Raw genomic sequence first — 25,479 nt, 5'->3', positions numbered from 1 at the left:
CCATAACGACAGCGGATAGAATCACCATAGGCAAAACAACCAATTCTGCCTATGGAAAACAAAAGACATGGATAATTCAAACGCGGAATTAATCCACCCCCAAAAAGTCCGATTTCCCCAATTCAACCCCATTATGCCGAAGGATTGCGTAGGTCATCGTGATGTGGAAATAAAAATTTGGCAGGACAAAATCCAGCAAGTATGGAAGACCGATAAAGCTTTTCTCGGTGCCGCCAATCTTGAAATTAATAGCAAGGTTCTCAGTACCATTTATTTGTTCCGGGGTTACATCTTGGATAAAAGCGATGGTTTTGGATATACGAGCCTGCAAATCGGCAAATGTGCTTTCATTGTCTTCATAGCGTGGAATCTCTAATCCCGCCAAGCGGGCGGCACAGCCTTTGACCATATCCGTTGCAATTTGAACTTGTTTGCTGAGCGGAAACATATCGGGGGCCAAACGGTAATTTATTAAGACCGATGGATCAATTTTTTTCGCTTCGGCATGGGTTGCGGCTTTATCAAGTATTTTCGATAAATTGCCCAGCATTTTGATAAAAACTTGTATTGATGCTTGATACATATCGATTGACATAATAGTCTCCTAATTTTGTTAAAAACATTTAATCAGATTAATGAAGCGCAGAAGTATTGACCGCTTATTAAGCATACTGCGCAATGCCATTCCCGAACGACCAGTTTTCCTTTTTGACTTCAACGAGGCTTATTAAGACATCTTCTCTGCGTATATCTAGCTGATTATGTAGACTATCGGCGATGTTTTTATAAAGTGATTTCTTTAAATCGACACCTCTGCCTTCATTCAAGGTTATTTGGATAAAGATGATGCCATCGCTGCGATGTATACCAAGATAATTGGAATCGTAAATTAAAGAATTATTATCATGTTCGGTAATAACCTGAAAACAATCTTTTTCGGGTACATTGATTGTGCGCACCATTTCTTGATGAACAATTTTGCCAATCTTTCTCCCGAACTCTTTATTTTCTTGCTTCATTAACGATATTCGAACTAGGGGCATGTTATTCCTCCAAAATTAAATTAAAAACGAACAGTTTGCGGTTCTTTTATAAAAACAACGATGCCGGTAGCGACAAAAGCGAATAGGCCCGAGGCCACAAAAGCCAGGTGGTAGTCACCCATCAGACTATGGACGTACCCGGCGCTGTAGGCGGCAATGGCGGCTCCGATTTGATGCGCGAAGCAGATCCAGCCGAATACCACGCCAACGTTTTGTTTTCCGAACAAATCGGCGGTCAAGGCCGAGGTTGCCGGAATCGTGGACAACCAATTCATGCCGTAAATAATCGAGAACAACATTAATTGTCCGGTGCTATCGATGCTGGGCAGAACGATTAGGGTCGCGCCTCTGACGAGGTAATAAAACGCCAGCGGCCAGCGCTTGCCGTACCGGTCGCATAACCAACCGGATAAAATGGTGCCGAACACATCGGCCGCGCCCATGACGCCTAAGGACATGGCCATGGTCATTTCGGTAAAGCCATGTTCGATGCCGTGCGGAATCAGATGCGTCTGAAAAAGCCCCGAGGTGGTTAACCCGCAAATGCCAAAACTCGCAGCCAACAACCAGAATTGCGGACTGCGCATGGCCGCGCGCATGGGATTTTGATCAGGCTTGAGCATTGTTCGATGAACGCTACGCTCCCCATAGGCCGACAGACCTTTTGATGCGGGATCGTCTCTTAAAAATTTCAGCACCAACGGTAAAGCCACCAGGCCTAAGCCCACGGCGATAAACAGCGTCGCCGCACGCCAACCTTCATGCACATTGATCTGCATTAACACCGGGGTGAATACTAACTGGCCGGAGGAGAAAGCAGCGCCCAATATGCCTAACGCCAGCCCCCGGTGTTTATGGAACCAGCGATTGATCAACGCCGAGCCCATAATCATGGAAGTGCCGCCGGAGCCTGCGCCAATCAGCAATCCCCACAGCAAATACAGTTGCCAGGATTCCTGCATAAAAACGCTGCCGCCGGCACCCGCCACCGACAAAATCAAGGTGATAACGCTGATCCGTTTAGCGCCGTAGACATCCATCAATCGGCCTAAAAATGGCCCGGCAAGGCCAAATAACAGCAGGTTGAGTGAAATGGCGCCGCTAATGGTTTCCCGGTTCCAGGCAAACTCCTGTTCCAGGGACAGCATGATGATTCCTGGAACGGAGCGCAGTGCCGATGCCATAAACAAGCAAAGAAAGGTGACCGCGAGTACGACCCAGGCATAGTGAACTGAATCAGTGTGACTCTTTGGCATGGCGACATCGGACTTGGATTGAAACATGGTCGTGTGGGTTTAATAGTCAGGCTTTGCGTTTAAAGCGGGACATATAAAGGCTTAACCGTTCGCCCTGAGCTTGTCGAAGGGTGGACGGTTATATCCAACGGGCACAAGAGCCGATTGTGGTTCGACAGGCTCTCGGCAACTGCTCCTGCGTTGCTCTACCTCCTGCATCCATGCAGTCGACCACGAACGGCTTAACCTTAAAACTGTCCCCGCCCAAACGGGAAGCGATTAATGATTATTGTCCCGGCCATTAAATATCGTCGCTCCCGCGAAAGCGGGAGCCCATTGGATGCAATGGATTCCCGCTTTCGCGGGAATGACGAATTGAGGGTATTTAAGGGCCGGGTGAATAGTACCTGAATCCGTGCTCACGCCAGCTTAAACGGCCCTGAGTGCGCAAGGGGCGCATTTTCTCGATACCCGATCCGGCTTGCGTTGTTTTTATCGTCCTACTAGCGATGTGTTTCTCAAAAAAAATCTAGCGTTGCCTTTCATCAGCGCATTTTCTGCCCCTTTGACAGGGCATGGACAAACACCTGACGGCCCGGCCTTATCGGCAAGGAGGGGCGTTCATGAAACATCGGGTTTGCGGCGTCGTTTATCCCGTCGCGGCAGGTGGCTGAACCACCAGGCGTTGCTGCAGATATTCAAATAACCGGGCAACCGGCGACGCCTGCCCCAAATCCAGCCACCACTGTCTGGCTTTGTGTATGACTTGCCCGGCACGATACATGATTTCCTGTAACACTGTTTTGATCCGCCGCCGCTTGGCTGGATGCCGGATCGGCGCCAAGTCACCGAGCAAGCCCAGTTGTCCGAGCAGTCGCAAACAATTGTATGCCAGCATGCCGAGACGCAGGATGGCGTCGTTGGTGTCAAACTTGCCAGACGGTAGACGTTCCAGATCGAGGTCGGTTTTGAACTCGGAGTGGAATTGCTCATGGGTACCGTGGTCGCGATAGCGTTCGATGACCATCGCTTCCTCGTCGTCCAAACTGGTCCACCAGCCTTCCAGTTCGATGTCCGGTAACAGCAGGTGTTGCCCGTGTTTGCTGATGGTACGTTCGATCAGGCGTATCACTAGGCGGAAGCGGCGGGTTTGTTTGCCAAAGCGGCGTTCGACGTTCATCGAGAACAGCGCTTCGCGCTTGCCCGGACGCTTCTCAATGAAGGCGCCGAGCGCCTCGGCTTGCGCAATCCAGCTATCTTTGTCCTGGCGACGTGGGTTCCATTTCACCAAATACTCGAACTGCCGACCCAGAGCCGCCCAGCGGTCTTTTTCAGCCGCCGCTGCAAACAATAACTTGGCGCTATCGAAACCCGAATCCTTGCGCATCAGCACGGCTTGATCAACGGGCACCAGACGTTCGACGCGCGGCAACAGCCGTTCCAGAAAATACTCAATCTCCAGTGACGAATGCCAACGTCCAGGCCGTAGCTCCAAACCCACGCACCAGCCTTCGTTGCCCAGATAGGCCGCTACCGGCGTATACCCGTCCACACCCTGATAGGTACGACTGACCTCTTCCTTCTTGCTGCCGCTTTGATCCATCACAAAGGTGTCTATGTCCAGGCAGACGTACCCTTTGTGCGGTGTGATCGGCGCGTCGGAGCGTTCAATCAAGCGCATCGACATCTCGTCCAACGGCTCCCGCAACGCATCACTGACGCGGTCCAGTCGTTGCCGCAACCAGACGCTGCCCGGCACTTTACGCAGGTTGAGCGCCTGCTTGAAAAACCGGTCTTCCCGAAACGGCTCGATCGCCTCGAAATCGCTCTTGCCGATGCTGAGCAGGGCGGTCGCTGATTTGACCACGTCCGAAGTCTTGATACCTTGCGAGACCGGTATCCGTCCATCAACCACCGCTTCAACATTGATGATGTCCAGGCATTGCCCGACCAAGGCCAGCCCGGCATACGAGGTGAATTCCTTTTTTGAAGCTTTCAGTTTGAAGCGACTCATGAGCAGTTAGGGTGAAAAAATAAACGCCAATTATCCCTTATTTATCATTACATTACAGAGCAATTGGCGCGCAGGAACACGGACTAAGGTAGTAAGCAGACCTATTCGGCGTCTTCGATTTTGTCCATGAGCTCGATCAGCCGAGTCACACCTTGCAGCAAGATCCCACCAACGCCCAACGCAAACCAAACCCCAATCACAAAGCCCCAATGAATCGGCGCGGCGAAGAACTCCTCTCTAAACCAAAAGGTATGTCCCCATTCGTTGAATCCGACGCTGACCAAGATCATGAAGGGTCCGAACACCGCCAAGGTCAACGGCAACGAAATGCCTTTGGCGTACAAGGGCAAGCGGGTTCTGGCGTACAGCCAGGCACAACCGCCCAAAATCACGTACAACGGGAAGTTAAAATAGAACTCGATGATGTGATTGGCGGTAAACGGCGTGTCGCGGATTGCCACCTGATGCCAGGAGTTGTCCTGTTCGGCAAAATAACTGCCCGCCCAATACACCGCAAAGGTGTAAATACTGATCCACATCGTCAACGTGAAATAACGGCGAATTTCTTCCTTGGGTGCCAGTTGATCCAGATTGCGGTCGCGCGTGGTCCATAAGTAACCCCAAAAGCCGCTGGCGACGGCGGCAATCACCGCCAGTTCGATATAAAACAGCCGCATCCAGTATTGTTCGAACGCCGGCTCCGAGGAATCCAAACCGTGTGCTATGGCAAAAGCGCCCTGATACAGGCGTAAACTGATGTACATAACGGTTAAAAAGCCAAAGCCTTTTAAATATTTGGGTAAGTCGGTCAAATACCAAGGCAATGATTTGGGGTTTTCGCTGCTTAAGCTCACGTGTTCTGTCGTGGTAGCCATGATGTGTGCTCCTGAATTAATTGAATTTGGGAATGACGGCGGCGGAAATGCTCGATATATAGCGTTTTCCCATCACGTCGTCGTAAAGAAACAGCAAGCCACCCAGCCGGCTGTCCGCATCTTTGATCAGCCCATCCAGCTTTTCCGATTCCCAGGCCGCATCGCGCACTTCTACGGTGACGGTGCGTTGTTCGCCGGGGGCGATAGGTGTGTTGTCACTCAGGATCAGACCGTTATTACTGACGTCATCCTTGCCGGGCTTGCTGTTGACACTCGCTAAGTCAGCGTTCATGAAATGCACGTTGGAACTGGAAAATTGGCCGATCCTGACCGCGCCTTGGCTACGATTGTCGATACTAAACTCCAACCGCATCGCGCGTTGCGCCACGTTGTATTCGGCTTTTAGCGTGTCGACATTGACCATGCCGGCATTGACTTGCGCCGGCAGAGGCAAAATCCTATCCAAGCCCGCTTGTAATGGGATGGCGTCCGGGTACTGGTTGGCGGTGACAGCATTCAGCGCCAACACCAATACCGGCACGCCCACTAACACGGCCTTGGCGATGGTTTTGTCCTGATCGGTGATCAGTTCATGTTCCAAACCGGCATCCAGCATGCGGTAGCGGCTGATGAACAAGGGACGGCGCACCCACCACAACAACCAGGCAGCCGCCAACGCGCCCCAGAACAGATGCCAAAACACACCATTGGCAAAGCCGAAGCTTTCCATGTCGATCATTTCACCGTTGATGGTTTGAATGGTATTGCTAAAGTCGGCGGGATCGCCGCCAATGTCCAGCCACACCCCAGGCCCCATGACCTGACCGGCGTCTTTTAAATTAAAAAACGGGTGAATGTGATAATGGCCAGGCAAACGGCCTTTCATGACCACCTTGAACTCGTAGTCGCCACCCGGCTCCAGGGCCACCGAGTTGGTCCAAGGTTTACCGTTCAGGTAGCGCTCGGTACGAATCAATACCGGTCCTGGGGTGGAGATATTCAAGAAGCTGGCTTCCGGTTTCGGCACACTGATCGGCCAGTCTTCGGCGACATGAAACTTGCCGCTGACGCTGACTTCATCGTTGACGTTGAATTTTTGCGTGGACCATTGCACGTCGTACCACTGGATGGTGCGCATCCTGATGAACGGCTCCAGTGCTTTTTCGCCATGCGCCTGCGCAGTGGGTACCGCAAATATCGACAATACGTTTATGCAAAGCACTGCCAACAGCCAAGGTTTAAAAAGTGATTTCATGACTGTGCTCCTTAAATGCTTTTCAGATAACGGGTATCAGCGAACAATTTGCCGATTTTCCACCACAGCGGATACATCAACGAGCACAACAATGCCGAACAAAATGCCGACAATGGCGTCGCGTACTGACCATAGGTGCGCAAGGTACCGCGTTCGATGATGCGCAGGTATTCCGGCATGCCGGTGCGGATGTATTGGAAACCGAACACGTCGGCCACCGAAAGCTGGCTGTTGTGGTAATCGACCGCTTGGTGGAACATGCCGAAAATCGGCCAGTTGGTGGGGTAGAACAACAAGGCAAACGCGCCGCCGCCAAAAATCGAGGTGATGGTCAGGCTGTTGGTCAGCATCAACAAGGTATCCAATACCAATGCGCCCGGCACCATGGTGGCCGGCAACACCATGTTGATGGGGAAGAAATTCCAGTAGTGATAGGCAAACACACGCGTGACCCAAGTGCCCAGCAACAAGGCGGCAACGCACAGCGTGGCCCCCAAAGGCAGTCGGAATTTATCCCACAATACCGCCTGTACGGCGGCTGGAAAGGTAATACCGATCAACGGTGTCACCAAAGGCCACCATTGCCGATCTTTCCAATCGACCCAGAAATCCCAGTCGCCGACGGTCAGTGCGAAATGGAGATGGAACGATCCGATGAATAAGAATAGGGCCAGCACCAGGATCAGATAATCGTAAGCCCTGGCCAAGCGGGCTTTTTCGCCCCGATAAGGTTTGAATGTTGAAATTGGAATTTGTGCGGACATGGTAAGAATCCCCCGTAATGTGTTTCAGTAAACGGCAATCGCCATTGAGTAGTTGGGCGCGCCGCCAACCGAAAAGCTACCCTTGGGGGGAGTTAAACCTTGTAGGCTTGGACGACGCGCTCGGGGTATAAGGTAGGGAGAAACGGCTTGGCTGTGAAATGGTGAAATTTCATTCGTCATCATCAAGACTGTTCATACCGGCCAGCAGCGATTTTGTTTAGTATGCAGCCGATTTCACTGATGGTTCCCCTGCTCTGCGTCACTGCCATTAAGTTAAGCCGTCATACCGGCATGGATTGCCGGTATCCAGTTCACAAGGATGTGAAAGGCCTTCGCCGTCCTTGGCTTCTGGGTTCCGGCAATCCCTGCCGGAACGACGTGTTTATTCTTAACTTAGTGGCAGTGATGCTCTGCGAGGGAACCTGCTCTGGGATGCTCTAGCGTCCCGAACCGCAGAGTGGTTCAGGCTACATTCCCATTTATGCCCTGTGGGTACGCGAAGCATGGGAACGATGTACCCGGCCTGCGGGAAGTTATTTTCAACGATATCCTTAGAATTCATTGAGGAACATCCACATGGCCAACCTACGCACTTTCGACTTAAACCTGTTGCTGGCTTTCGATGTTTTGATGCGGGAGCGCAATGTCACCCGCGCGGCGGAATGCATGTTCGTCACGCAGTCGGCGATGAGCCATACCTTGCATCGCTTGCGGCAGCAATTGAACGATCCGGTCTTAGTTAAATCGCCTGCCGGCATGCAGCCGACCGCGCTGGCGCTGGCCTTGGTGGAGCCGGTCCGCGGTCTGTTGCAGGAAATGGAACGGCTACTCGAGACACCGCAAGCCTTCGATCCAGCATCCAGTCAGCGCCGTTTCACCATCGCCGCGACCGATTACATGGAGTTTTTGATCTTGCCGGAGCTGTCGAAATTGATTGAACAAACGGCGCCGGGCGTGGATATTCATGTCAAACGCACGGAGTCTGCTTTTCCGTTGGCGCAGCTGGAAAACGGCAGTCTGGATGTGGTGTTGGGCTTTGCCTCGGTACTGAATCCGCCGGCGCATTTGCACTGCGAACATTTATTCATGGATCGCATGGCTTGCGTGGTCAGGCAGGATCACCCCAGCATCCAAGCCGCGCCGTCGCTGGAAGACTATTTGGCGGCGACACACATGCTGATCTCCCGAACCGGCGATAAATTGGGGGTAATCGACGAGAAATTGACCGAGTTGGGCCTGGAGCGGCGTATCAATTTCATCGTGCCGCATTTTCTATCGGCACCCTTGATCGTGGCCCAGACCCATATGATTTTGTCTTTGCCTTATCGCTTGGCCGTGGCATTCCAGAAACTGGTGCCGCTGCAAGTGTTACCGGTGCCGGTCAGTTTGCCGGACTACGATTTGGCGATGATTTGGCATCCCTTATGGGAAAAAGACCCGGCCCACGGTTGGTTGCGTGAACAAATCAACAGCATAGGCCGGAAAATAAGCGCATCCCAAATCAGTCTTTAACGTCCTGGCAGGCCTGCGGCTAAGGCTTTGACCTTCAACAGGAAGTAAGGCGGTTTGGATTGGTTGTCGCCGCCGTTCAGTGTGGCCGAACGATGCAAGCGATTCACCACAGCATAGAGTTGGCCGTTGGCACCAAAACTAAACGAGTCGACCCATGACAGCCTTGGACACTGCGCCAATTGCCGGTACTGTCGGTTAGGCGCGATCACACCAATCGCATTATTCGCCAAGTCCCCCAGATAAATATTGTTGTTTTCATCAATGCTGATGCCGTCCGAAATCGGCTTGTCGCTGTAGCGTTCCACCTGCTTTGCGAGTTCTTCAGGCGTTAACGACTCGTTGATCAAATCCGCCGCTTTAATCCGGTAAAGGCTGAGGCCGTGCATCGGGCCGAAATAGACCCATTCGTTGGCCAAATCCTCGGTAATGGGATTCACACCAATATGCGGTTTCACTAACTCGCCGGTCGGAGTCTTCACCTGAATCGGCACATTGTCGATGACCAAATCGACGTTTTCCGGCACCACGCTTTTATGACCTTCCAGCACCCGCCGCGCCGCGCCGGTCGACAAGTTGACCACGATCAAGCCGGCATTGGCGCCACCCGCCGGGTCACTGATGAAGGCATGATTGTGGTGGGTATCCAACGCAAAGTCGTTAACGAACGCATCTTTCGGGGCAATCGGGGCCGGCAGGTAAATCAGCCGCTGCAGCTTGTTGGTTTTGGTATTCCAGCCGACCAGCTTGGGTGTCACCCCGCTGCGCATGCCGTTGTCCAGCATCCAGACGATACCGTTGCTATCGGAGCGGATACCCAGCACCGAGTCGAGTTTGATCGGCGCCGTCGAATCGGCTGCGGACATTTCCTTATTCGGAAAAGGCAGCAAGGTTTGATCCTTGTATTCCACCACCGTGTATTGCGGCTGATAAAACTGATGTTGGCTCATAATGATCCGGCCGCTGGCTGTTGCTGTGACATTGCCGGGGCCGGTATCGAGGTTGGCGAATACATCAAAATGAGAGTTGCCGTCCGCCGAGACCTCAAGGGCCGTAATCAGCAGAGCAGCGCAGGACAGGGTTAACCGGTTCATCGGCGTCTCCGTAAGTTAATGGGTTGAGCCATAACATACGAGATCGTGAAACCGGTGTTAAATGACATTAATTAATCGAGAGCCATGCATCCGATTGATGATGATTTCCGGGTTCGCTCCGGCCGAACCTGCCGTTGGTAACAGTCAATGCGTTGCCAATTGCGCCAAGCAAAAATCTAGTGGCGGGTTGAGGTCAAGCTACGGCTTCGATTTCGTAGCCGGCATATTTGCGGATGTTGATGACGCCGTTGTCGAAAATCAGGTATTGGCCTTTGATGCCGAGTAAGGTGCCGGTTACGGTCGGGTCTTTGTCCAGGTTGAAGGATTTGACTTTGGTCGGGTATTCCAGCACCGGATAATTCAGGTTTAGCGCTTCGGCATCGCTGAGCAAGGTTGGCGGCTGTTCGGCGAAGCGTTCGGCAATTGCGGCCAGTTCGGCGTGGCATTTGCCGAGCAATTCGTCCCGTATTGCCGGCAAATCGAGTTCGACGGTGTTGTTTTTCAACATTTGCTGCCAACTGGTCTTGTCGCTGACGTGTTGGGCCAGCGCGACTTCGATCAGTCCGGACAAGTGGCGGGAGGCGACTTCGAATACCGGGATGGCTTGCACCGCGCCCTGGTCGATCCAGCGGGTCGGGATTTGCGAGCGGCGGGTGATGCCGACTTTGATGCCGGAAGAATTGGCCAGGTAGACGATGTGGGGTTGGAAACAAAATTCTTCGCCCCAACTCGGTTCGCGGCAGGTGCCGGCGGCGTAGTGGCAGGTTTCCGGCTTCATGATGCACATATCGCATTGCGCCAGTTTGATGAAGCAGGGGTAGCAATAACCTTGGTTGAAGCTTTTGTTGGTTTTGTTGCCGCAATGCACGCAAAAGATAAGGCCGGTATGGCGCAGCGTCAAAGTTTTGCCGAGCAGCGGATTTAACGGGAGTTGTTGTGCGCCAACCGGCAAGAGGTATTGCACCGGGCTGGCCAGCGCGCTGCTCATTTTTTCCAGACTGCCTATCACTCGAATAATCCTGTTGCAACGGTAACGGCGGCTATAATGACAGCGTTTCCAGCTTACTCAAAGAGGATTTGATGTCATTCATGCAAGTCGCCGCCGGCGGCAATATTCCTTACGAAATTAACGTCGTTATCGAAATCCCGGCGTTCAGCGACCCGGTCAAATACGAAGTGGACAAACACACCGGCGCCTTGACGGTAGACCGCTTCATGGGTACCGCGATGCAATATCCCTGCAATTACGGTTATATCCCGCAGACCTTGTCCGAGGACGGCGACCCGGTGGACGTGATGATCATCACCCCGGCGCCGCTGTTGAGCGGCTGCGTGATCAACTGCCGCCCGGTCGGCATTCTGAAGATGATAGACGAGGCCGGCCCCGATCCGAAATTGCTGGCGGTGCCTATGCCGCGCCTGACGCCGTTTTACAACCATGTCAGCGACTATCGTGACCTACAGCCGGACAAGTTAGCCAAAATCACCCATTTCTTCCAGCATTACAAAGACCTGGAAGAGGGGAAATGGGTCAGCGTGGATGGTTGGGGCGGTGTGGAAGACGCCCGGCAGGAAATCATGGCCAGCGTGGAGCGCTACAAACAGTCGCATAGTAGCCGCCGTTAGCCGAAATCGGCGGCCGGCTCGCGGCAATATCAGGTTTTTTGTTCGATGGTCAGTTTGGTTTGCAACGCTTCCGGCGGCACTGGATGCGTTGGTTTTTGGTAGGAAGCCAGGATTTGCTTCACGTAGTTACGGGTTTCCTGGTAAGGCGGTATGCCCTGGTAGCGCTCGACGGCGCCCTCGCCGGCATTGTAGGCGGCCAAGACTAGATCGACTTTGCCTTCGAAATGGCGTAACAGCCAATGCAGATAGGCGGTGCCGCCTTTGATGTTTTGAATCGGATTGAAGCTGTCTTTGACGCCGAAACGTTCGGCGGTGGCCGGAATCAGTTGCATCAGGCCTTGAGCGTTTTTATTGGATAAGGCACTGGGGTTGAAGGCCGATTCGGCTTGAATCACCGCCATGACCAAAGCCGGGTCGATGCTGTAGACCGGGGCGATTTGCTTGACCCAGCTTTCCACCAGCTCCCGGTTCGGATTTGGTGCGGCGACCAGTTTGATTTCGGGTTCCACCGGCGGCGGCAGGCAGGCAGGATCGCTGCTCGGGATGGCGTCGGCGAAGCGGGCCAGCATTTTTTGGGCGTGGGCATCGCCGCGGTCGGCGGCTTGTTTAAACCAGTGGCTGGCCAGGGCCAGGCTGCGGGCGACGCCGCGGCCGTTGAAATACATGAAGCCGATACTGTAAGCCGACTCGGCGTCGCCTTGCAGTGCGGCCTTGCAATACATGTCGAAGGCTTGGCGGTAGTCTTGTTTAACGATGCGGCCGTGTTCGAAATCGGCTGCGGTTTGGCGGATTTGGGCCAGATTGGCCGGAGTCGGCTGGTCGGCGGCAGTGGGGCCGGCAATCAAGGCCAGCAACAATGCCATCGGGGCGAGGCGGTTCAAGTTCATAAAATTCTCGTTCTGTATTGCTGAGACTGGGCTTTTTTAAAACCCGGCCGGAAAAGGATGAAGCCTCATCCTCCAAGCTTCCAGCTACCGTATACATTGCAAGTGCTCGATCGCCCAATCGGCCGAATCTCCATGCATTTGCGCCATGCGCCGCATTCGCCGCGGCGTGGCTTGAATCAGGCTCGGAACGCCTTTGGTTTCAAGCTGTTCCGCACTATACCCAGCCCATCCGCATCGCAATATTGCCCATATGGACAGTGCAGGCTTATCGACTATACCACAGGCCGGCGCCGGTCCAAATATTGGCATGCGGCCTCGCCGGCGCCGCCGTTTACAAACCGTGTTTTTTGCGTTTCCGCCAAAAGGTGGCGCGACTCATGCCGGCGTATTGCGCGGCTTGTTCGAGATTGCCGGCGCCGGCTTGCAACGCTTGGCGGATTAATTCGGCCTCGTCGGCCGGCTGCGCTCGGGATAGCCGACTCACCGGCGGCGGTAGGTGCGAGCGGACCGGTTCGCGGAATTCCGGCGGTAGGTCGGCGATACCCAGTTCGCCGCCGCGGCCGACCGCATAGGCGTATTCGACCACGTTATTCAATTCTCTGACATTGCCGGGCCACGGGTAGTCCAGCAGCAAACGCATCGCTTCCGGCGCAATCCGGTCGACGTAACGGTGTCCCTGCAAATTATGGCGGTTGATCAAATGTTGCAGCAGCAAGCCGATGTCCTGGCGCCGCTCGCGCAACGGCGGCAAGAAGATCGGCACCACTCGCAGCCGGTACATCAAATCTTCGCGGAAGCGGCCGGCTTTGGCTTCTTCTCTTAACGAGCGGTGGGTGGCGGCGATGATACGGACGTCGACGCTGACCGGGCGGTCGCCGCCGACCGGAATGAAATTGCGTTCCTGCAACACCCGCAACAATTTGGCTTGCAGTTCCAGCGGCAGCTCGGCGATTTCGTCCAGAAACAAGGTGCCGCCGTTGGCGCGCTGAAACAGGCCGGCATGGTTGCGCACCGCGCCGGTAAACGCGCCTTTGACATGGCCGAACAATTCGCTTTCCAGCAGGCTAGGCGTCAACGCCGCGCAGTTGATTGCCAGAAACGGCTGGTAATGGCGCGGGCTTTCCAAGTGCAGAGCGTGCGCCACCATTTCCTTGCCGGTGCCCGATTCGCCGCGGATCAGCACGGTGGCTTCGGTCGCCGCGACGTTGCGGATGATCTGGATCGCCTCCTGCATTTTCGGGTCGCGGGTCAGGATACCGTGGAAACTTTCCCCGGCGGGCGGTAACGCCCCCGCTTCCGGGTTTTGCGGTTGCAAATATTCGATGGCGCCGGCGAAGTTGCCGGCGTTGTCGTAAAAGGCTTTGGCGGTCCGGTAGCACTCCAGCGCAGTCCCGTCCGGCCGGCGGATGCGCACCGCTTGGGCTTTGACGATGCCGAGTTGGGCCAGGTTGCACGGGTCGTTACCGTTATCGCAGTTCAGCGCCGTGTTGCAGGGTTTGCCGACCGCTCCGGCCGCGCTCAAGCCGAATAGTTGTTCGGCGCCTTTGCTCCAAAACAGGATGTCGCTGTTGGCATCGACGATGAATACCGCGCCCGACTCGAACAAATCGGTCATCACTTCCAACACATGGTCGGCGCCGATCTGGGTTAGCCAGCGTTGGAAAACGGGAGAGGAAAATGCCATGGCTTTACCGGGATTTGTTTCAAATGATGTTTCAAGTGTATCAGCGTTGTTTCAATGTTTCATATTGAAACATTGCCGGAGCCAGCCATGACCACGGCTGATCCGGCCGGAGTTTGGAGTCGATATGCACAGCTATGAAATTTTTTAGTTAAAACAAGTGTCTAGCCTTAACTACATCGATTCCTGACCCGGCTGCCGATGGCGTGCTGTGCTATCTAAGGCGCCGATTGGAATTGGCACGGGTCTTGATATGAAAACGGTATCTCTTTCTTATTTTGCGATAAACGGAGCGCGTCATGATTTTCAGACAACTCTTCGAAACCGAAACCTCCACCTACAGCTATTTTCTCGGCTGCGAGCGCACCCGCCGCGCCTGCCTGATCGATCCGGTGGCATCGGAATTGCCGCTGTACCTGGATCTGTTGCAAAGCTTGGATTTGCAGCTGGTTTATACCTTGGAAACCCACGTCCACGCCGACCACATCACCGGTTCCGGCCTGCTGCGGGAAAAAGTCGGCAGTAAAAGTGTGGTGCACCGCGACGCCGGCGCGATGTGCGCCGACTTGCTGGTCACCGACGGCGTGCCGTTGCAGGTCGGCGATCTGCAACTGCAAGTACGGCATACGCCCGGCCATACCAACGGCTGCGTCAGTTACGTGATGGCCGACCGAGTATTTACCGGCGATGCCTTGCTGATCGGCGGCAGCGGCCGTACCGATTTCCAACAGGGCGATGCCGGCCAGCTCTACGACAGCATTACCGGCAAACTGTTTACGCTGCCGCCCGATACTCTGGTCTATCCCGGCCACGATTACCACGGCAACACCGTGTCGACGATCAAACAGGAAATGGCGAAAAATCCGCGCTTGGGCGGCGGCAAGACCCGCGACGAATTCATCGCCATCATGAGCGAGCTGAAACTGGCCTATCCGAAATTCATCGACCAGGCCTTGCCGGCCAACCAGTCGTGCGGTTCGTTGAGTTAGGAGCGGCGAGATGTTGACCGCTCTGGGTTTGGCGGTTGGAATCGGCTTGCTGCTCGGCTTGCTGGGCGGCGGCGGCTCGATTCTGACCGTGCCGATGCTGGTGTACGTGTTGAATGTGGCGCCAAAGACCGCCATTGCGACGTCTTTCGTCGTGGTCGGCGTCTCCAGCCTGATGGCGCTGATTCCGCATGCCCGGCGCGGCCACGTCTGCTGGAAAAGCGCCGTCGTATTCGGCATTGCCGGTATGGGCGGCGCATTCGGCGGCGGCCGCCTGGCCGGCCATATTTCCGGCGACTGGTTGATGCTGTTGTTCGGCCTGGTCACGTTGGTAACCGGTTTGGCGATGATGTTCAAGAAGGCGGCGGCGGAGCCGGCACAGGGCCGGCAGCCGTTACCGATGTGCCCGTTGCGGACGCCGGTATTGCGGCTGCTGTTCGACGGCGCCCTGGTCGGCGGCTTGACCGGTTTGGTCGGCGTCGGCGGCGGCTTTTTGATCGTGCCGGCCCTGACGCTTTGGGTCGGCCTGCCGATGCCGGCGGCGATCGGAACCTCGTTGCTGGTGATCGTAATGAATGCCGTGGCCGGCTTCAGCGGTTATATCAACCACGCCGAACTGGATTTGCCGTTGACGGCCGTAGTGATGGTCGGCGCGGTGGCCGGTAGCGGTTTGGGCGCCTGGCTGTCGAATTTTCTCAGCGCGGCCTTATTGCGCCGCGGCTTCGGCTGGTTCGTCGTGTTGGTGGCGGTTTACGTGCTGTCGCAGGCGTTGAACGGTGAGGTGCGGTCTGCGCTAACCGCTGTGCAACCGGAGGCTATTGTCGGCGAAAAGCGGGTCTGGGGCGGGTTGGCCGCGGCCATGCTATTGGCATGGATAGGCCGGCGCATCCATCGTGGCGGCGCAGCGCTGGAGCCGTTGGGGTTGGCCGACGCCAAACATAATCGAAAATTAGTCTAACCTAATATAGCGGATCGTTTATTCCGTAACCGCTACCTGCCCAAAGGTGGCGCATAACTATAAAAACCGTTCGAGGAGGGGATATGTCTAATCATTTCAGTAAATCGCGCCGGCAGTTTTTTGCCCAAAGCGGGGTTGGCTTGTTGGCGTACGCCAGTATGCCGGGCTGGTTACAGGCGATGGAAAACATGGGCGACATGCCGAAAATGGCGCCTTTCAAAGCCTCGGCCAGTTTTCATCCGGATGTCGAGCTGGATCTGTTCTGCCGGCCGTCGGAGGTGGCGATTCTGCCTGGCCAAGTTACCCGGGTGCAACGCTACTTCGCCAAACTGGTGAAAGGCCCGGCCAATACGCTGGCCGAAATTCCGGGTTCTTACCTGGGGCCGGTGATGCGTTTCGAAAAGGGCCAGAAAATCCGCATCAACCTGCACAACCAGCTCGACGAAGCCACCATCACCCATTGGCACGGCTTGCACGTGCCGGCGGAAATGGACGGCCATCCGCTATATGCAATCGACAAAGGCCAGACTTTCGTCTACGAATTCGAGATGCTGAATCGGGCCAGCATGAACATCTACCACCCGCATCCGCATAACACGACCGCCAGGCAGGTTTACCACGGTTTGGCCGGGGCGATACTGGTCAACGATGCCGAGGAACGCCGTCTGGAGCTGCCGAGCGGCGAATACGAAGTGCCTATCGTGATTCAAGACCGCCGCTTCGATGCCAACAACCAATTGCAATACGTGCACGGCATGCACGACCGGATGATGGGGTTTTACGGCGACCGCATCCTGGTCAACGGCCGTGCCGATTTTCAGCTCGACGTTGCCAGTCGGGCTTACCGTTTCCGCGTCCTCAACGGCTCAACGGCGCGCATTTACAAGCTGGCCTGGGACGACAATACCCCGCTGACCGTCATCGGTACCGATGGCGGCTTGTTGGAAGTGCCCGTCAACAAACCTTACGTGATGCTGGCCCCCGGCGAACGTTTGGATATTTGGGCGGATTTCAGCGGACGTAAGGTCGGCTCACAGTTGGTATTGCGCAGCCGTTCTTTTTCCGGCGCGTTGCCGAAAATGGCCGAGCGGATGATGGGCGGTATGGGCGGCGGCGAACACGGTGCCGGCCGCGGCATGGGCATGCACGCCAGTGCCTTGCCGATGGGCAGCGATTACCCGATTTTTACAATCAAAGTGGCGCGCCAGGTCGGCGATAGCCCGAAACTGCCGGATAGTTTGGCGCAAATCAAACGTTACACGCTGCACGATACCGCCAATCCCGATAAACCGGTGCCGATCGGCATCTCCGAAGGGCCGATGCGGATGGTGTTGAATGGCCGGCCCTATGCTTATAACGACATCCTGCCCGGCGAACGGATTCCGTTCAATACCGTGCAACTGATGGAAATTTTCCACGCCCATGGCGGCAGCGGCGGCCATGGCGACAAAGCCGGCGGCGAACACGGCAGCGATGCCGGCAAGGCCCAAGGCATGCGCCAAGGTAACCGGGAAGAATCCGGCGGCCGGCGCATGGGCGGCATGGGTATGGGCATGGGCGGCATGAACTACGGCGGCGGCCAGGACGAGGGCGGCCACAAAATGGGTATGATGCGCGGCATGGACCATGGCGGCGAAGGTAAAGGTAGCGATCATCAAATGGGCGGCATGGGTGGTATGGGCAGGGGCGGCAACATGGGCATGATGATGTCGATGGCGCACCCGATCCATTTGCACGGCCAATATTTCCAAATCCTGAGCCGTACCTTCGGCATGGGCGAGGGCGACGGTTACGCCACGGTCAAAGACGGTTTCATCGAAGGCGGCTGGAAGGATACCGTTCTGGTCATGCCCGGCGAGCGGGTGCGCATCATCAAGCCGTTCCAGGACTTTAAAGGCCTGTTCATGTACCACTGCCATAACCTGGAACACGAGGATATGGGCATGATGCGGGATTTTCTGGTCGGTTAAGCGGTAAGACGCAGGCGATATGGCTAGCGTAACGTTACGGCTAGGCAGCGGCGGCAAGGTTGTCGCTGCCAACCGGATACCGCTTGCTGCGCCGAGGCGGCGGTAATGGACCCGCGCCAATTCGAAGCCTGGCACCGGCGCAGTAAGGCCAGAGCTGATATGTTAGGCAATCTGCTGATCGAGGCTTTCCATTATCTGGCGCTGTTCGTGATCGGCGCCAGTATCGTCTGGTCTGCGGTCGTGGCCTATGCCGGCATGATGCTGCAAGGCCACGCCACAATCGGCGACATCTTGCTGCTGTTCATTTACCTGGAATTGGGGGCGATGGTCGGCATTTACTTCAAGACCAATCTGATGCCGGTGCGCTGTCTGATTTACATCGCGATTACCGCGCTGGCGCGACTGCTGATCGCCGACATTCAGGCCCACCACCAGGCCGATATGGGGATCTTGTTGGTGTCCGGCGGCGTACTGTTGCTGGCGCTCGCCACCCGGATCATCCGCAAACCGACAGACGAGGCCTAAGGCCCGCGGAGGGATTATGCATTCAACTAAGCCGCCGAATTTGGCGCCGGCGCAACGTTTGCGCTGGGAGATCGGCGCCGCGCTGCTGCTGAAAGTGTTATTGCTGTTCGGCTTGTGGTTTTTGATTTTCCGCTGGCAGGAGCGTCCGGCCGGCAAACCCGATATCGCCGCCCATTTTGCCTTGCCGGCGGCGCACAATTTTTCTTCACAACCCATAAAGGAGTCCGACCATGTTCGGTGACGATATTGTCATGCTCTCCCGGATGCAGTTCGGACTGACCGCGCTGTACCACTTTCTGTTCGTGCCGTTGACCTTGGGCATGACCTTTCTTCTCGGCATCATGGAATCGGTCTACGTGATGACCGGTAAAGAAGTTTATAAGGACATGGTCAAATACTGGGGCAAGCTATTCGGCATCAATTTTGCGATGGGGGTGACCACCGGCCTGACGCTGGAATTTCAATTCGGTACCAACTGGGCCTATTACTCGCACTACGTCGGCGACATTTTCGGGCCGTTGTTGGCTGCGGAAGGCTGGATGGCGTTCTTTCTGGAATCGACCTTCGTCGGCTTGTTCTTCTTCGGTTGGGATCGCCTGACCAAGGTGCAACATTTGCTCGTAACTTGGCTGCTGGCGGTCGGCACCAGCCTGTCGGCGCTGTGGATTCTGATCGCCAACGGCTGGATGCAGCATCCGGTCGGCGCCGAGTTCAATTACGAAACCTTACGCATGGAGATGGCCAGTTTCGCCGACGTGTTTTTCAACCCGGTGGCGCAGGTCAAGTTCGTGCACACCGTCGCCGCCGGTTATGTCACCGGTTCGATGTTCGTGTTGGGCATCAGCTCTTGGTATTTGTTGAACAAACGCGACATCGGTTTCGCCCGCCGTTCGTTTTCGATTGCCTCGGCCTTCGGTCTGGCCTCGGTGCTGTCGGTGATCGTGCTCGGCGACGAAAGCGGCTATACCTCCGGCGAAACCCAAAAAATCAAATTGGCGGCCATCGAATCGGAATGGGAAACCCATCCGGCGCCGGCCAGTTTTACCGTGTTCGGTTTCCCGGACCAGCAAAACGAACGCACCGATTTTGCCATCAAGATTCCGTACGTGCTGGGCTTGATCGCGACCCGCTCGATAGACGAAGACGTCAAGGGCTTGAAGGATTTGCGTAAGGAGAGCGCCCAGCGCATCGAAAGCGGTATGGTGGCCTATGGCGAGCTGCAGAAACTGCGCGCCGGCGACTTGAGCGCGAAACCGGGGTTCGAAGCGCATAAGGCCGATTTGGGTTACGGCCTGTTGTTGAAGAAATACACCGATAAGGTGGTCGATGCCGACGCCGCGATGATCGCCAAAGCCGCCAACGACACGATTCCCCATGTGGCGCCGCTATTCTGGACCTTCCGGATCATGGTCGCCTGCGGTTTCACGATGCTGTTCGTCTTCGCGATGTCGTTTTACTACTGCGCCACCCGCGTCGCCGACCAGAAACGCTGGCTGATGCGGATGGCGGTATGGTGCATTCCGTTGCCGTGGATCGCCGCCGAAACCGGTTGGTTCGTCGCCGAATACGGCCGCCAACCCTGGACCATCTCCGGCGTATTGCCGACCCACATGAGCGTATCCAGCCTCAGCAGCGAGCAGCTCTGGTTCAGTCTGGCCGGTTTTGCCTTGTTCTACACCGTACTACTAATCATCGAGATGTATCTGATGCTGAAGTACGTGCGCTTGGGGCCCAGCAGTTTGCATACCGGCCGCTACCACTTCGAACAATCCGCGGCGCTGGCCCATTAAGGAGAATCCGGTGAAAAATATTGCAGTAATCATAGTCCTGGCCGCGGTGGCCAACGTCGCGCTAGCCATCCCGCCGGTCGATCCGGCCCGGCTGGATGAAGTACAGCAGCGCGGCAGCCAGGTGATGCCGTTCGCGTTGGACAAGACCTTGCACATCTTCACCAAATCGGCTAGCGGCGGCGTGCAGCAAGTAGTGGCGAAAAATGCCGGCGACGGCGAACAGATCGGTCTGATTCGCCAGCATCTGATCCATTTGGCGGCCGGTTTCGCTCGGGGCGATTTCTCCGGTCCGCGCCGGATTCACGGCGACGATATGCCCGGCGTGCAGGCCTTGAGCGCGGCGACCGGCCAGGTGGCTTACCAATACCGCGAATTGCCGAACGGCGCCGAAATCGAATACCAAACTGCCGATCCGGCCTTGGTCGAGGCCATCCATGCCTATTTCGAGGCCCAGCTCAGCGACCACGCCCGCCACGCCATGCCGGGCGGCCATGTCCAGCACCACGACCATCCGCGCCAATAATTTCCGGAGTAAACCATGTTCGATTATGAAACGATTCGTCTGATTTGGTGGGTATTCATCGGCGTCGTCGCGATTGCCTTTGCCGTGACCGAAGGCTTCGACTTCGGCGTCAGCGCGCTGTTGCCGTTCATCGGCAAGACCGACGTCGAACGCCGGGTGGTGATCAATACCGTCGGCGCCACTTGGGAAGGTAACCAGGTCTGGCTGGTATTGCTCGGCGGCGCGGTGTTCGCCATTTGGCCGGCGGTGTATGCCACGCTGTTTTCCGGCTTGTACGTGGCTATGTTGCTGGTATTGTTCGCGTTGTTCTTTCGCCCGGCCGGGTTCGATTACCGCAGCAAGATCGAAGACCCACGTTGGCGCAACGCCTGGGATTGGTGCCTGTTTCTGGGCGGCACGCTGCCGCCGATTCTGCTCGGCGTGCTGGTCGGCAATCTGTTGCTGGGCCTGCCGTTTCATTTGGACCAAGACCTGCGGCCGTTTTACGACGGTTCGTTCTTTGCCTTGCTCCATCCGTTCGCGTTGTTGTGCGGTTTCGCCGGCTTGCTGTTGACCCTGTTCCATGGCGCGTTGTTTCTGAAATGGCGCAGCGAAGGCGCGATCCACCAACGGGCGACGGCTGCCGTCGCGGCGCTGGGTCCGTTATTGCTGGTCGCGTTAGCCGTGATTACCGCCTGGGTGTTCTTGGCGATAGAGCGGCCGGAAATCACGCAAATGGCCGCGACCGATGCGCCGTCCAACCCGATGCACAAGGCTGTTATCGCCCATGGCGCCGGCTGGTTGCAGCATTTTCAAAGCCACAGTTGGATGTGGCTGGCGCCGGCAACCGGTTTCGGCGGCATCTTTTTGGCGTGGAAACTCGGCGCCGGCGATTCGCGGATGGCGGCGTTCTGGGCCAGTGCGCTGGGTATTGCCGGCATCGGTTTGACGGTCGGCTTCGGTTTATTTCCGTTTTTGTTGATCTCCAAAACCGATCCGCGCTCCAGCCTGACCTTGTGGGATGCCAGCTCCAGCCACACCACGTTGTTGTTGGCATTTTGGATTACCGTCGTGTTTCTGCCTATCGTACTGCTCTACACCCGTTTCGTTTATCGGGTGATTTGGGGCAGCGTCACCGAACAGACTGTATTAAAAGATTCGCACACCCTGTACTAAGGAGAACAAACCATGTGGTATTTCGCTTGGATTTTAGGCGTCGGCTTTGCCGCCGCGTTCGGCATCATCAACGCCATGTGGCTGGAGTCGGTCTGCGACATCGACACCCACGGCATCGACCAGTCGTGCGATAGCCTGCGCAAGTAAGGCCGGCCGACCCGCGCCGGCTGCCTATTGCCGAGGGGATGGCGGAGACATAGAATGCCGGCTCTGTTAATTGATTCCGAGGATTTCCCATGTCAGATTCATTTTGGTTTAGAACCGGCGAAGCCACCGTATTTTCCAGCGAAGGCCAAGGCACCGACGCGATGCCGGAAATCCTGATCGGCGACGTCAAAGGTCCGGCCGGCCACGCCTTCGCCAATCTGATGGGCCAAACCGCGGGCCATACCCGGATGTTCGCGATTCGCGCCACCAACCAGCAAGTGCGCCCGGCCACGATCATGGTGCCGAAAGTCACGATCAAGTCGTCGGCTTACGTCAACCTGTTGGGCGGCCCGGTGCAATCGGCCGTGGCCGACGCGGTAATCGATAGCGTGGCGGACGGCGTGATTCCAAGGTTGCAGGCCAACGAATTGTGCATCATCGCGATGATCTGGATCGATCCGTCCTGCGCCGACAACCCGAACCTGGACCGCAAAGACCTGTACCGCACCAATTACGAGGCAATGAAACTGGCGATCTCCAGAGCGATGAGCAACTCGCCCAGCATCGACGAACTGATTGCCAACCGCCATAAAATCTTCCACGAAATGTACGACCCGGAAACCGGCGAGTCGCAGTGGTAACCGGTTAGCACCGGCCGCAGTCAGGTGGCCCCTGTCGCGTCAATCCGGTCGGCCCGGTTATGTTTCGAGGCCTGCTCGACCAGCCCGCTCAGTGTTCGAATCAACTCGCCGCGGGAGCTGGTCTTGCGCCAGACCAAGCCTATCGTCCTGCTGGGGACCGGCGCCGCAAACGGTATATAGCGGATGCCCGGCTCGCGGCGCACCGCGATGCGCGGCATCAAGGTCACGCCGGTACCCGCATGCACCATTTGCCTGAGCGTTTCCAGACTGGTGGCGCGTACGTCCTGTGCTTCGTCGACGCCCGCGGTTTGGCAGATTTGCAAGGCGTGGCCGCGCAGGCAATGGCCCTCGTCCAGCAGCAGCAAATGTTCGCCGTCCAAATCCTGTGGTTCGACAACCGTTTTGGCGGCCAGGGGATGGCCGTCGGCGACCGCCAGCAGAAATTCGTCGTCGAACACCGCCTTGCTTTCCAGAAAATCTTCGTAAACCGGTAGCCCCAATAACGCGCAATCCATTTGCCCGTTTTTGAGTTGCAGCAGCAATTGCTCGGTTTTTTCCTCGACCAGAATCAGGCGGATGCGCGGCAAGGCCTGCTTGATCAGCGGCACCAGTTGCGGAAACAGATAGGAGGCCAGGGTCGGGAACGCGCCGAACCGCAGATTGCCGGCCAACGGGTCCTGCGCGGCGGCGGCCAGCTCCTTGATTATCTGCTGTTCTTTCAGAATCCGCCTGGCCGAGGCGATGATTTGCTCGCCCAATTCGGTGGGCAGCACCTTTTTATTGGTGCGCTCGAATAACTGAATCCCCAGCTCGTCCTCCAGTTTCTTGATTTGGGTGCTCAGCGTCGGCTGGCTGATGCAGCAACGGTCGGCCGCCTGCACGAAACTGCGCAAATCGGCCACGGCAATCAAATAGTGCAGGTCTCGCAGATTCATACGTCCTCCAGGCTTGGTCGGTGGATGGCCGACATTTTAAACAATCCGCAGCCTGCCGGCTGTTGTTCGCCTGAGGCCGAACGATTTTCAACCGTAGCCGGGTTTTGCGGACGGCGGGTGCAGTTGTCCACAACAAAAAGTTATTCACAAAATCTGTGTGTATCATTGTTGAGAATAACGGGAAAATTAGTATAACCACTTGTATTTAACCAGATATTTTTGGTTGGACATTGTTTGGCCAATTCCCGGTTAATAGCGGAAATGCGGTTAAAACGGCGCACCGGCCGCTTGATCGGCGGCAATTTGCACAATGCCGCGATTATATTCACATAATCTGTGGAAAAAACTGTTGGCAATCGATGGGTTTTTTAGCTAATAATTTGTTTTAAAAGGCGATTTTTCAGTTGTCTGCTTTTTATATAATTTCCGGCCTTGGATCGGCGACGCACCGTTTTCGGCCGATTTTTACCGGTGACTGCGGCCGGGCGCATAAAAATACCCATCCAATTTTGATTTGTTCACAGAAGTTGTGGAAAAATCTGTTGGCAAGCCGTTAAAAACCCGGCCAAGGGCCCGCGGCAACTAAACTGGCGTTAAATTGGCTAAAAAATATACAATCCAGCCGTCTCTTCAAACCGGAATTCGACCATGATTGATTGGAATAACACTTACGCGGCCATTTGGCGCCAACGCCAGGAATATTTGCGTCCGGTTCGGCACATCGATCCGATTCGGCTGGAGCAATTGCTCGGCATCGAGCCGCAAAAGCGGCAACTGGTCGACAATACGCTACGTTTTCTGGCCGGCTTGCCGGCAAACAACGTTTTGTTGTGGGGCGCGCGCGGTACCGGCAAGTCGTCGCTGGTAAAAGCCCTGTTGAACGAATACATGCACGAAGGTTTGCGCTTGATCGAAGTCGACAAACAGGATTTGTTGTACTTGCCGGAAATCGTCGACGAAATTCGCGAGCATCGGCAACGCTTCGTGATCTATTGCGACGACTTGTCGTTCGAGGCCGGCGACAGCCTGTACAAGCCGCTGAAAAGCGTGCTGGAAGGCTCGATCGAGCTGCCGCCGGACAACGTGTTGTTCTACGCGACTTCGAACCGGCGGCATTTGCTGCCGGAACAGATGCGGGACAATCTCGATACCTTGTTGGTCGACGGCGAGGTGCATTATTCCGACACGGTCGAAGAAAAAATCTCGCTGTCGGACCGTTTCGGCCTGCGCCTGGCGTTTTACCCGCAGCAGACCCAAACCTACCTGGACATCGTCGACAGCTATTTCCCGGATTACCGCGGCGACCGCGAGGTGTTACACAAGGCGGCTTTGGATTTTGCCCATACGCGCGCTGCTAAAAACGGCCGCACCGCCAAGCAGTTTTTCAACAGCGTCAGCGACGGTCAGGCCGGGTTTTAATCGTCCTCCAGCCACAAGCGCAAGCGGTTGGGCGCGCCCAGCATGAATTTCAGGATTTCGGTGCGGGCGGTTTCGGCCGCAATCCCGCGGGCGGTCAAATCCCGCAGCAACCGCTGGAATTGTTCGCGGCTGCGGCTGCCGGGTTCGGACATATCCCGGCGGCAAACGAATTCGTCCATCAAGGTCGAGCCGCAACGGCAATTGCGGAACACCTCGACCACGGCCGAACCGTCGTCGTCGACGAACGACTTTAACGACGAGCGCCCGCTCGGCATATCGCCGGTTTCGCGGAAAAACTGTTCCGGCCCGGAATAGACGTAACCGCAATTCGGGCAGCGTTTCGGAAAGGCCGATTCCAGCAAGGCTTGCAAACCGGCGAAAGTATCGATTTTCATGGTTTTGGCGTCGTCTCCCTAACATTACTCGGCCCCGGCATTGTGCCATAGC

The 25,479-nt window shown here is 56.0% G+C and carries 26 protein-coding genes; 13 read left to right on the top strand and 13 right to left on the bottom strand.

Features of this window, described 5'->3' with window-relative positions:
* Positions 1 to 88: 88 nt before the first annotated feature.
* The 7 genes from MKFW12EY_RS18995 to amoA form a co-directional block, all read right to left on the bottom strand.
* Complete coding sequence (locus tag MKFW12EY_RS18995) at positions 89 to 595, bottom strand: DUF1993 domain-containing protein (protein WP_221053572.1); 507 nt, start codon at positions 593 to 595, stop codon at positions 89 to 91.
* A gap of 67 nt (positions 596 to 662) precedes the next feature.
* Positions 663 to 1,043: a tautomerase family protein gene (locus tag MKFW12EY_RS18990; RefSeq protein ID WP_054762053.1), complete on the bottom strand. Its 381-nt coding sequence runs from the start codon at positions 1,041 to 1,043 to the stop codon at positions 663 to 665.
* A 20-nt stretch (positions 1,044 to 1,063) separates the two neighbouring features.
* Entirely contained in the window at positions 1,064 to 2,326 is a 1,263-nt protein-coding gene (locus MKFW12EY_RS18985) for an MFS transporter (RefSeq protein WP_054762051.1), read from the bottom strand.
* 601 nt (positions 2,327 to 2,927) lie between these two features.
* On the bottom strand, positions 2,928 to 4,292 hold the full coding sequence (locus MKFW12EY_RS18980) for an IS1380 family transposase (protein ID WP_221053570.1): 1,365 nt from the start codon (positions 4,290 to 4,292) through the stop codon (positions 2,928 to 2,930).
* Positions 4,293 to 4,393: 101 nt separating this feature from the next.
* The gene (gene amoC, locus MKFW12EY_RS18975; RefSeq protein WP_221053569.1) at positions 4,394 to 5,167 is read right to left on the bottom strand and encodes a bacterial ammonia monooxygenase, subunit AmoC; all 774 of its coding nucleotides are present in this window, start codon (positions 5,165 to 5,167) and stop codon (positions 4,394 to 4,396) included.
* A gap of 16 nt (positions 5,168 to 5,183) precedes the next feature.
* Positions 5,184 to 6,422, bottom strand: a complete 1,239-nt coding sequence (amoB, locus tag MKFW12EY_RS18970) for a bacterial ammonia monooxygenase, subunit AmoB (protein WP_054761690.1) — start codon at positions 6,420 to 6,422, stop codon at positions 5,184 to 5,186.
* Positions 6,423 to 6,433: 11 nt separating this feature from the next.
* Positions 6,434 to 7,186 (bottom strand): bacterial ammonia monooxygenase, subunit AmoA, encoded by a 753-nt coding sequence (amoA, locus tag MKFW12EY_RS18965; RefSeq protein ID WP_054761692.1) that lies wholly within the window; start codon positions 7,184 to 7,186, stop codon positions 6,434 to 6,436.
* 576 nt (positions 7,187 to 7,762) lie between these two features.
* Between amoA and MKFW12EY_RS18960 the strand changes: the two genes are divergently transcribed.
* A complete protein-coding gene (locus MKFW12EY_RS18960) occupies positions 7,763 to 8,698 on the top strand; it encodes a LysR family transcriptional regulator (RefSeq protein ID WP_054761694.1) in 936 nt (311 codons plus the stop codon).
* On the opposite strand, the gene MKFW12EY_RS18955 is transcribed toward MKFW12EY_RS18960, so the two are convergent.
* Together MKFW12EY_RS18955 and MKFW12EY_RS18950 are read right to left on the bottom strand one after the other, a co-directional pair.
* On the bottom strand, positions 8,695 to 9,789 hold the full coding sequence (locus tag MKFW12EY_RS18955) for an L-dopachrome tautomerase-related protein (protein WP_054761695.1): 1,095 nt from the start codon (positions 9,787 to 9,789) through the stop codon (positions 8,695 to 8,697). The genes MKFW12EY_RS18960 and MKFW12EY_RS18955 overlap by 4 nt on opposite strands.
* 193 nt (positions 9,790 to 9,982) lie before the next feature.
* On the bottom strand, positions 9,983 to 10,798 hold the full coding sequence (locus MKFW12EY_RS18950; RefSeq protein ID WP_082409819.1) for a DUF2797 domain-containing protein: 816 nt from the start codon (positions 10,796 to 10,798) through the stop codon (positions 9,983 to 9,985).
* A 71-nt stretch (positions 10,799 to 10,869) separates the two neighbouring features.
* Between MKFW12EY_RS18950 and ppa the strand changes: the two genes are divergently transcribed.
* Positions 10,870 to 11,415 (top strand): inorganic diphosphatase, encoded by a 546-nt coding sequence (gene ppa / locus MKFW12EY_RS18945; protein ID WP_054761696.1) that lies wholly within the window; start codon positions 10,870 to 10,872, stop codon positions 11,413 to 11,415.
* A gap of 29 nt (positions 11,416 to 11,444) precedes the next feature.
* Here ppa and MKFW12EY_RS18940 read toward each other — a convergent pair whose 3' ends face one another.
* Both MKFW12EY_RS18940 and MKFW12EY_RS18935 read right to left on the bottom strand, forming a co-directional pair.
* Positions 11,445 to 12,302, bottom strand: a complete 858-nt coding sequence (locus MKFW12EY_RS18940; RefSeq protein ID WP_082877562.1) for a transglycosylase SLT domain-containing protein — start codon at positions 12,300 to 12,302, stop codon at positions 11,445 to 11,447.
* A gap of 331 nt (positions 12,303 to 12,633) precedes the next feature.
* On the bottom strand, positions 12,634 to 13,986 hold the full coding sequence (locus MKFW12EY_RS18935) for a sigma-54 interaction domain-containing protein (protein WP_221053568.1): 1,353 nt from the start codon (positions 13,984 to 13,986) through the stop codon (positions 12,634 to 12,636).
* A 296-nt stretch (positions 13,987 to 14,282) separates the two neighbouring features.
* Here MKFW12EY_RS18935 and MKFW12EY_RS18930 point away from each other — a divergent pair, with 296 nt between their 5' ends.
* From MKFW12EY_RS18930 to fae, 10 genes are all read left to right on the top strand, one after another.
* On the top strand, positions 14,283 to 14,972 hold the full coding sequence (locus MKFW12EY_RS18930; RefSeq protein ID WP_221053567.1) for an MBL fold metallo-hydrolase: 690 nt from the start codon (positions 14,283 to 14,285) through the stop codon (positions 14,970 to 14,972).
* A 10-nt stretch (positions 14,973 to 14,982) separates the two neighbouring features.
* The gene (locus MKFW12EY_RS18925; RefSeq protein ID WP_221053566.1) at positions 14,983 to 15,927 is read left to right on the top strand and encodes a sulfite exporter TauE/SafE family protein; all 945 of its coding nucleotides are present in this window, start codon (positions 14,983 to 14,985) and stop codon (positions 15,925 to 15,927) included.
* A gap of 83 nt (positions 15,928 to 16,010) precedes the next feature.
* Positions 16,011 to 17,897, top strand: coding sequence for a multicopper oxidase family protein (locus tag MKFW12EY_RS18920; protein WP_221053565.1), 1,887 nt, complete (start codon positions 16,011 to 16,013; stop codon positions 17,895 to 17,897).
* Positions 17,898 to 18,002: 105 nt separating this feature from the next.
* Positions 18,003 to 18,422, top strand: a complete 420-nt coding sequence (locus MKFW12EY_RS18915; RefSeq protein WP_054761698.1) for a phosphate-starvation-inducible protein PsiE — start codon at positions 18,003 to 18,005, stop codon at positions 18,420 to 18,422.
* A gap of 16 nt (positions 18,423 to 18,438) precedes the next feature.
* Positions 18,439 to 18,663 (top strand): hypothetical protein, encoded by a 225-nt coding sequence (locus MKFW12EY_RS18910; protein WP_054761700.1) that lies wholly within the window; start codon positions 18,439 to 18,441, stop codon positions 18,661 to 18,663.
* The gene (locus MKFW12EY_RS18905; protein ID WP_221053564.1) at positions 18,653 to 20,212 is read left to right on the top strand and encodes a cytochrome ubiquinol oxidase subunit I; all 1,560 of its coding nucleotides are present in this window, start codon (positions 18,653 to 18,655) and stop codon (positions 20,210 to 20,212) included. The genes MKFW12EY_RS18910 and MKFW12EY_RS18905 overlap by 11 nt, the downstream gene beginning before the upstream one ends.
* Positions 20,213 to 20,222: 10 nt before the next feature.
* Positions 20,223 to 20,735 carry a hypothetical protein gene (locus MKFW12EY_RS18900; RefSeq protein ID WP_054761701.1) on the top strand — a complete coding sequence of 171 codons (513 nt, stop codon included), beginning with the start codon at positions 20,223 to 20,225 and terminating at the stop codon, positions 20,733 to 20,735.
* Between the two features lie 15 nt (positions 20,736 to 20,750).
* Positions 20,751 to 21,890, top strand: a complete 1,140-nt coding sequence (cydB, locus tag MKFW12EY_RS18895; protein WP_064022826.1) for a cytochrome d ubiquinol oxidase subunit II — start codon at positions 20,751 to 20,753, stop codon at positions 21,888 to 21,890.
* Positions 21,891 to 21,902: 12 nt separating this feature from the next.
* On the top strand, positions 21,903 to 22,037 hold the full coding sequence (cydX, locus tag MKFW12EY_RS18890) for a cytochrome bd-I oxidase subunit CydX (RefSeq protein ID WP_064022825.1): 135 nt from the start codon (positions 21,903 to 21,905) through the stop codon (positions 22,035 to 22,037).
* Between the two features lie 89 nt (positions 22,038 to 22,126).
* Entirely contained in the window at positions 22,127 to 22,678 is a 552-nt protein-coding gene (fae, locus tag MKFW12EY_RS18885) for a formaldehyde-activating enzyme (protein WP_054761704.1), read from the top strand.
* Positions 22,679 to 22,698: 20 nt separating this feature from the next.
* On the opposite strand, the gene MKFW12EY_RS18880 is transcribed toward fae, so the two are convergent.
* Positions 22,699 to 23,613: a LysR substrate-binding domain-containing protein gene (locus tag MKFW12EY_RS18880; RefSeq protein WP_054761705.1), complete on the bottom strand. Its 915-nt coding sequence runs from the start codon at positions 23,611 to 23,613 to the stop codon at positions 22,699 to 22,701.
* A 648-nt stretch (positions 23,614 to 24,261) separates the two neighbouring features.
* Here MKFW12EY_RS18880 and MKFW12EY_RS18875 point away from each other — a divergent pair.
* Positions 24,262 to 25,032 carry an ATP-binding protein gene (locus tag MKFW12EY_RS18875; RefSeq protein ID WP_221053563.1) on the top strand — a complete coding sequence of 257 codons (771 nt, stop codon included), beginning with the start codon at positions 24,262 to 24,264 and terminating at the stop codon, positions 25,030 to 25,032.
* Here MKFW12EY_RS18875 and MKFW12EY_RS18870 read toward each other — a convergent pair.
* Positions 25,029 to 25,427, bottom strand: coding sequence for a hypothetical protein (locus tag MKFW12EY_RS18870; RefSeq protein WP_054761708.1), 399 nt, complete (start codon positions 25,425 to 25,427; stop codon positions 25,029 to 25,031). The genes MKFW12EY_RS18875 and MKFW12EY_RS18870 overlap by 4 nt on opposite strands.
* Positions 25,428 to 25,479 lie beyond the last annotated feature (52 nt).

The organism is Methylomonas koyamae (assembly GCF_019669905.1).
In the GTDB taxonomy this organism is placed as follows: Bacteria; Pseudomonadota; Gammaproteobacteria; order Methylococcales; family Methylomonadaceae; genus Methylomonas; species Methylomonas koyamae.
This window is presented reverse-complemented; position numbering and strand designations above follow the sequence as displayed.